The organism is Kitasatospora sp. NPDC057198, from assembly GCF_042670125.1.
Lineage (GTDB): Bacteria > Actinomycetota > Actinomycetes > Streptomycetales > Streptomycetaceae > Kitasatospora.
In genome coordinates this window covers 1-4,611 of the sequence record NZ_JBHUWH010000566.1, presented here as the reverse complement: position 1 = coordinate 4,611, position 4,611 = coordinate 1, and the positions used below count along the sequence as shown (strand labels likewise).

Sequence of the window (4,611 nt, the reverse complement as noted above, 5' to 3'; positions counted from 1 at the left end):
TCGCGCCGAAGGACAGCGCCCACACGCGGCGGGCCGCGACCGGGTCGACCGCGACGACGTGCGAGGCCCCGGCGGCCTTGGCGCCGAGGATCGCGCTGATGCCGACGCCGCCGCAGCCGATCACCGCGACGGTCTCGCCCGGCCGCACCCCGGCCGTGTTGAACACCGCGCCGACGCCGGTGGTGACGCCGCAGCCGATCAGCGCGGCCGCGTCGTAGGAGACGCCCTCGGGGACGGGGCTGGCGAAGCCCGCGTTCAGCACCACCTCCTGGGCGAAGGTGCCCGCGCCCATGAAGCGGAAGAAGTCCTGCCCGCCGGAGCGGAACGCGGGCGTCATCATCGCGGCGTTGCCGCTCTGGCACAGCTGGCCCTGCCCGCGCACGCACCAGGCGCACTCGCCGCAGGACGGCCGCCAGTTGACGATCACCCGGTCACCCGGGCGGACGTGGGTGACGCCCTCGCCGACCTCCAGCACCTCGCCGGCGCCCTCGTGGCCCAGCACCAGCGGCATCGGCGCCGGGATGGTGCCGTTCATGCCCGACAGGTCGGAGTGGCACAGGCTGGTCGCCCGGATGGCGACCCGCACGGTGCCGGGGCCGAAGCCGATCGCCTCGACGTCGTCGCGGACCTCCAGTTCGGTGGCGCCCGGCGCGGTGATCATTGCAGCCAACATGGTGGGTACTCCTAGCTCTTGACGGATCGTCAGACGGTGGCGGGCAGGGCGACGGTCTTGTGCTCCAGGTACTCGCCCAGGCCCTCGGCGCCGAACTCCCGGCCCACGCCGGAGTTCTTGTAGCCGCCGAACGGGCCGCGCAGGTCGATGGTGAAGCCGTTCACGGTGTACGTGCCGGTGCGGATCCGGCGGGCCAGCTCGACGCCGCGCGCCACGCCCTCCTCGGTGCGGGCGGTGAACACCGCGCCGGACAGGCCGAAGTCGGAGTCGTTGGCGATCCGCACCGCCTCCTCCTCGTCCTCGTACCGGAGCAGGCAGACCACCGGGCCGAAGATCTCCTCGCGGGCGATCCGCATGTCGTTGGTGACGTTGCCGAACAGCGTCGGCCGCACGTACGCGCCGGCCTCCAGCCCCTCCGGGACGCCGCCGCCGGCCAGCAGCTCGGCGCCCTCCTCCCGGCCGATCCGGATGTAGTCCAGGTTGCGCTGCTGCTGCCGCTTGGAGACCAGCGGGCCGACCTGGGTGTCCGGGTCCTGCGGGTCGCCGACCCGCAGACCGGCGAACACGGCGGCCAGCGCGGCGGCGAACTCCTCGTAGCGGGAGGCGGGCAGCAGGATCCGGGTCAGCGCCACGCACGCCTGCCCGTTGTTCAGCAGCGACCCGGCGACCAGGCCGGCGACGGTGGACGGCAGGTCGGCGTCCGGCAGCACGATGCCCGCCGACTTGCCGCCCAGCTCCAGCGTCACCCGGGCCAGGTGCTGCGCGGCGGAGGCCATCACCTGGCGCCCGGCGGCCACCGAGCCGGTGAACGAGACCTTGTCCACGCCCGGGTGCGCCACCAGGTACGCGCTGGTCTCCCGGTCGGCGGGCAGCACGCTCAGCACGCCCTCCGGCAGCCCGGCCTCCGCGCACACCTCGGCCAGCAGGTAGGCGTCCAGCGGCGTCTCCGGGCTGGGCTTCAGCACCACCGTGCAGCCGGCCGCCAGCGCGGGCGCCAGCTTGGCGGCGGTCACGAACTGCGGGACGTTCCACGGCACCACGGCCGCCACCACGCCGACCGGCTCGCGCAGCACCAGCAGCGGCTGCCGCAGGCCCTCGCGCCGCTCCTCGAACGGGAACTCCCGGGCGGCCGCCGCCACCAGCCCGTACTGGACGGCCGCTGCCGCGGCCTGGTTGACCGCGCTGAACGAGGCCGGAGAGCCGTTCTGCGCGCTGATCACCCGGGCGAACCCGTCCTTGCGCTCCAGCATCAGCGCCTGGATCCGCTCCAGCACCGCGAGCCGCTCCTCCAGCGGCAGCCGGGGCCACGGCCCGTGGTCGAACGCCTCCCGGGCGGCCGCGACCGCCCGGTCCACGTCCTGCGGGGTGGCGTGCGGGACGCGGCCGATCAGCGTCCCGTCGTGCGGCGAGACGACCTCGATGGTGTCGGTTCCGGCGGGGGTCTCCCACCGTCCGCCGATGAAAAGGGTGCCGTGTACGGCGGGTGCCTCGGCCATGGCCGACTCCTTCTGCTCTGCGATGACCATCTAAACGTACACAGCTGACTGTTTAGAGTCCAGGGGGGAGGATTGCCTTCGAGAAGTGAACGCGGCACGCCACTTGACGGTGAGCCTTCAGCCCCCCAACACTTCCGTACGGGTTCAGAGAGCGCTCTCAATCGATCGGACCCGCCAGAAAGGCGACACCACCCCTTCTCCCACTTCGGCCTGGCGTTCACTTTGCGAAGCCAGACGAGAGGACCCCCATGCGAAGGACGACCGCCCTTTCCCGCCCCCGGCCCCGCCCCCGCCTCCTCGCCCTGCTGTCCGCGCTGGCCCTGACCCTCGCGGCGCTGCTCGGCCTGGCCGCCGCCGCGGACCCCGCCTCCGCCGCGGCCGACTACACCCAGAGCGCGACCCAGCCGAGCGCCACCCAGCTGAAGATCGCCTTCACCCCGACCACGCCCGCGCTCTACGTGGACGTCCACTACCTGGTCAACGGCGCCAACCAGCAGAACATCCGGATGACCAACACCGCGGGCACCTGGACCTGGACCATCGGCTCGCTGGCCACCGGCAACGCCGTCGAGTACTGGTTCACCTACGAGAAGAGCGGGCCGCAGTACGACAGCCCGCACTTCACCGTCACCATGGGCAGCACCGGCACCAGTCCCACGCCGACGCCCACGCCGACGCCGACGCCGACGCCCACGCCGACGCCGACGGGCTCCAGCGGCGGCACGACCTGCCCGGCGCAGTCCGACACCCCCGACTTCGGGCCCAACGTGCACGTCTACGACCCGAGCATGTCCAGCGCCGCCATCCAGTCCCAACTGGACGCCCACTTCAACCAGATGAAGGACACCCAGAGCGCCCAGTTCTCCGAGAACCGGGTCGCCGACCTGTTCAAGCCCGGCACCTACAACGTCAACGACAACGTCGGCTTCTACACCTCGGTGGCCGGGCTGGGCCAGAACCCCGACGACGTCACCATCAACGGCAACATCACCGTCGACGCCTTCAACGCCTCCGACGCGGGCAACGCCACCCAGAACTTCTGGCGCTCCGCCGAGAACCTGGCGATCAACCCCGGCGGCGGCACCAACCGCTGGGCGGTCGCCCAGGCCGCCCCGTTCCGCCGGATCGACGTGCACGGCAACCTGGCGCTCTACCCGGCCAGTTACGGCTGGGCCAGCGGCGGCTACGTCGCCGACAGCAAGGTCACCGGCCAGGCCGCCTCGATCTCCCAGCAACAGTGGTACACCCGGGACAGCAGCCTCGGCAGCTGGGACGGCGGTGTGTGGAACATGGTCTTCTCCGGCGTCCAGGGCGCCCCGGCCAACACCTTCCCCAACCCGCCGGAGACCACGCTGGCCACCACCCCGGTCTCCCGCGACGTGCCCTACCTGTACGTCGACGGCTCCGGCCGGTACCGGGTCTTCCTGCCCAGCCTGCGCACCAACGCCACCGGCCCCAGCTGGGCGTCCGGCAGCACCCCCGGCAGCTCGCTGCCGATGAGCCGGTTCTACGTGGTCAAGGCCGGCGACACCGCCGCGACCATCAACAACGCGCTCTCCCGGGGCTGCAACCTGTTCGTCACCCCCGGGGTCTACCACCTCAACCAGACCCTCAACGTGACCCGGGCCGACACCGTCGTCCTCGGCATCGGCTACCCGACCTTCGTCCCCGACAACGGCGTCAACGCGATGCAGGTCGCCGACGTCGACGGCGTCCGCCTCAAGGGCCTGCTCTTCGACGCCGGCACCGTCAACTCGGCCGCCCTGCTGACCGTCGGCGCCGGCGGCTCCACGGCCGGCCACGCCGCCGACCCGACCACCGTCCAGGACGTGTTCTTCCGGATCGGCGGCGAGGTCGCCGGGAAGGCCACCACCAGCCTGGTCGTCAACAGCAACAACACGATCGTCGACCACATCTGGGCCTGGCGCGCCGACCACGGCAACGCGGGCACCGTCGGCTGGGGCGTCAACACCGCCGACAACGGCGTGGTCGTCAACGGCAACAACGTCCTGGCGACCGGCCTGTTCGTCGAGCACTACCAGAAGTACGAGGTCACCTGGAACGGCCAGAACGGCAGGACGATCTTCTTCCAGAACGAGATGCCGTACGACGTGCCCGACCAGGCGGCCTGGAAGTCACCGTCCGGCCTGAACGGCTACGCCGCCTACAAGGTGGGCGGCAACGTCACCAGCCACGAGGCGTGGGGCCTGGGCAGCTACTGCTACTTCAACGTCAACCCGGCCGTGAACGCCTACCACGCGTTCGAGGTGCCGAACACGGCGGGCGTGAAGTTCCACGACGTGCTCAGCGTCTCGCTCGGCTACCAGGGCACCATCTCGCACGTCATCAACGACACCGGGGGCGTCACCCCGTCCGGCACCGTGCCGGTCAACGTGGTGGCCTACCCGTAGCGGGGCAGCGGCCGACCGCCCGGCACCGGAC

General features: G+C 71.7%; 3 protein-coding genes. 1 reads left to right on the top strand and 2 read right to left on the bottom strand.

Annotated elements, in window-relative coordinates:
- Both ACFUEL_RS35550 and ACFUEL_RS35545 read right to left on the bottom strand, forming a co-directional pair.
- On the bottom strand, window positions 1-673 hold a 673-nt coding region (locus ACFUEL_RS35550; RefSeq protein WP_380241692.1), incomplete at its 3' end, for an alcohol dehydrogenase catalytic domain-containing protein.
- A gap of 29 nt (window positions 674-702) precedes the next feature.
- On the bottom strand, window positions 703-2,169 hold the full coding sequence (locus ACFUEL_RS35545) for an aldehyde dehydrogenase (RefSeq protein WP_380241691.1): 1,467 nt from the start codon (window positions 2,167-2,169) through the stop codon (window positions 703-705).
- 248 nt (window positions 2,170-2,417) lie between these two features.
- Between ACFUEL_RS35545 and ACFUEL_RS35540 the strand changes: the two genes are divergently transcribed.
- Window positions 2,418-4,580, top strand: a complete 2,163-nt coding sequence (locus tag ACFUEL_RS35540; RefSeq protein ID WP_380241689.1) for a hypothetical protein — start codon at window positions 2,418-2,420, stop codon at window positions 4,578-4,580.
- Window positions 4,581-4,611: the final 31 nt, after the last annotated feature.

Bases quoted from the DNA above. Each gene is read 5' to 3' on its own strand.
- ACFUEL_RS35545 (WP_380241691.1), bottom strand. From the start codon at position 2,169: ATGGCCGAGGCACCCGCCGTACACGGCACCCTTTTCATCGGCGGACGG.
- ACFUEL_RS35540 (WP_380241689.1), top strand. From the start codon at position 2,418: ATGCGAAGGACGACCGCCCTTTCCCGCCCCCGGCCCCGCCCCCGCCTC.